The 1,840-nt window shown below is 69.1% G+C and carries 2 protein-coding genes; both read right to left on the bottom strand.

The window, feature by feature from the left end; all coding sequences use genetic code 11:
- Window positions 1-207 precede the first annotated feature (207 nt).
- Window positions 208-948 (bottom strand): pyridoxine 5'-phosphate synthase, encoded by a 741-nt coding sequence (gene pdxJ / locus C6A77_RS25100; protein WP_114172029.1) that lies wholly within the window; start codon window positions 946-948, stop codon window positions 208-210.
- A gap of 43 nt (window positions 949-991) precedes the next feature.
- The gene (recO, locus tag C6A77_RS25095) at window positions 992-1,675 is read right to left on the bottom strand and encodes a DNA repair protein RecO (RefSeq protein WP_114172028.1); all 684 of its coding nucleotides are present in this window, start codon (window positions 1,673-1,675) and stop codon (window positions 992-994) included.
- Window positions 1,676-1,840: the final 165 nt, after the last annotated feature.

Here is a 1,840-nt window from a genome sequence, read left to right as displayed (position 1 = left end):
CCCCCCCCCCCCCCCCGCGGGGGGGGCGCGGGGGGCGCCCGCGCCCCCCCCCCCCCTCCCCCCCCCCCCCCCCCGCCCCCCCCCCGGCCCCCCCGGGGGGGGGGGGGGGGCGGCCCCCCCCCCCCCCCCCCCCCCCCCCCTCCCCCCCCCCCCGGGGGGGGGGCCCCCCCCCCCCCCCCCCCCCCCCCCGGCCCAGGCAACCACCGATTAACGCGAAGCCGCCAGGATCAGCGCCTTCATCTCGGCCACAGCGGCCTTGAAGCCTACGAACAAGGCATGCGCCACCAGCGCATGGCCGATGTTCAGCTCATTGATGCCCTTGATCGCGGCCACCGCCTCGACGTTGTGGTAATGCAGGCCATGCCCGGCATTGACGATGAGCCCCTGGCCCACCCCGAACGCCACGCCATCGGCGATACGCTTGAGCTCCTCAGCCACATCGGTCGGGGTTTCGGCATCGGCGTAACGCCCGGTGTGCAGTTCGATGGCCGGTGCGCCAACGCGGCGCGACGCCTCGATCTGCCGTTCGTCGGCATCGATGAACAGCGACACTTCGGCACCGGTACGCGACAAGCGCTCCACCGCCGCCTTGATCCGTGCTTCCTGGCCCGCCACGTCCAGGCCGCCTTCAGTGGTCAGCTCCTGGCGCGTTTCCGGTACCAGGCAGATGTGCGCCGGGCGAATCTTCTCGGCAAACGCCATCATCTCCTCGGTAACGCCCATCTCGAAGTTCATGCGCGTCTGCAGCACATCCTTGAGCAGCAGCACGTCACGCTCCTGGATGTGCCGACGGTCTTCACGCAGGTGCACGGTAATGCCATCGGCGCCTGCTTCCTCGGCATCCAGGGCAGCCTTGACCGGGTCCGGGTAACGCGTGCCCCGGGCCTGGCGCAGGGTCGCCACGTGGTCGATGTTGACGCCAAGAAGCATGCGGTTGCTGTGAGTCACGAAAGGCTCTCCTGAAGATTGAGCCCCACAGCATACGTCGTGATCAGCGCTTGCGAAACAGTTCCCGGCTGACCAGTGGTTTTGTCCCCAGGTGAACCGCCAGCGCCTGGCGCATCAGGCGCTTGGCGGCGAGCAAGGCACCTGCGGCATCCCAGTCGGCATCGGCCAGGGCCAACAGTTCGGTACCGCGGAACAACCCGGGTTGCACCAGCTCGACCCGCTCCAGGCCGGCATCCACCTGCAGGCGGTACAGGCCCTCGGCGGCAATCGGCTGGTCATTGACGTCGTGCTGCAAGGAAAACGCGTAACCGAGCTCGTCCAGCAGCCGCCACTCGAAGGCGCGCAGCAGTGGCTCCAGCGGGCGCCCGGCGGCCAGCGCCTGTAACGTCAGGGCGTAATGCTCGAACAGTGCCGGGAAAGGCGCTTCGGCGGGCAACAGGCGCATCAGCAGTTCGTTGAGGTAAAGCCCACTGAACAGCGCGTCGCCATGCAGCCAGGCGGCAATACCGGCGCTGTCCATCCGCCCGACATTCTTCAGCTCGCCGCGCCCGCGCAGCTCCAGCTCCAGCGGTACGAACGGCCGTACCAGGCTGCCGCCTTTGCCTCGCGCCCGGCGTAACACCGCGCGCATGCGGCCTTGCGGGGTGAAAAAGTCCACCAGCGCACTGGTTTCCTTGTAGGCACGGCTGTGCAGCACGTAGGCTGGCTGGCCGACAGGTTGTTCCATGGAAGATCACTTACTCCCCGCGGCCTGGTAAAACTGCAAATTGGGGCTGCTGTGCAGCCCATCGCCGGGGGGGCCCCCCCCCCCCGGGGGGGGGAAAAAAAAAAAGTAGGGGGGGGGGGGGGGGGGGGGGGGGGGCGGCGCCCCCCCAACAGAGGAAAGAAGGAA

The sequence above is a fragment of the Pseudomonas sp. AFG_SD02_1510_Pfu_092 genome (assembly GCF_003331055.1).
In the GTDB taxonomy this organism is placed as follows: Bacteria; Pseudomonadota; Gammaproteobacteria; order Pseudomonadales; family Pseudomonadaceae; genus Aquipseudomonas.
The sequence above is the reverse complement of the archived record's forward strand: the minus strand, read 5'-3'. Positions and strand labels throughout refer to the sequence as shown.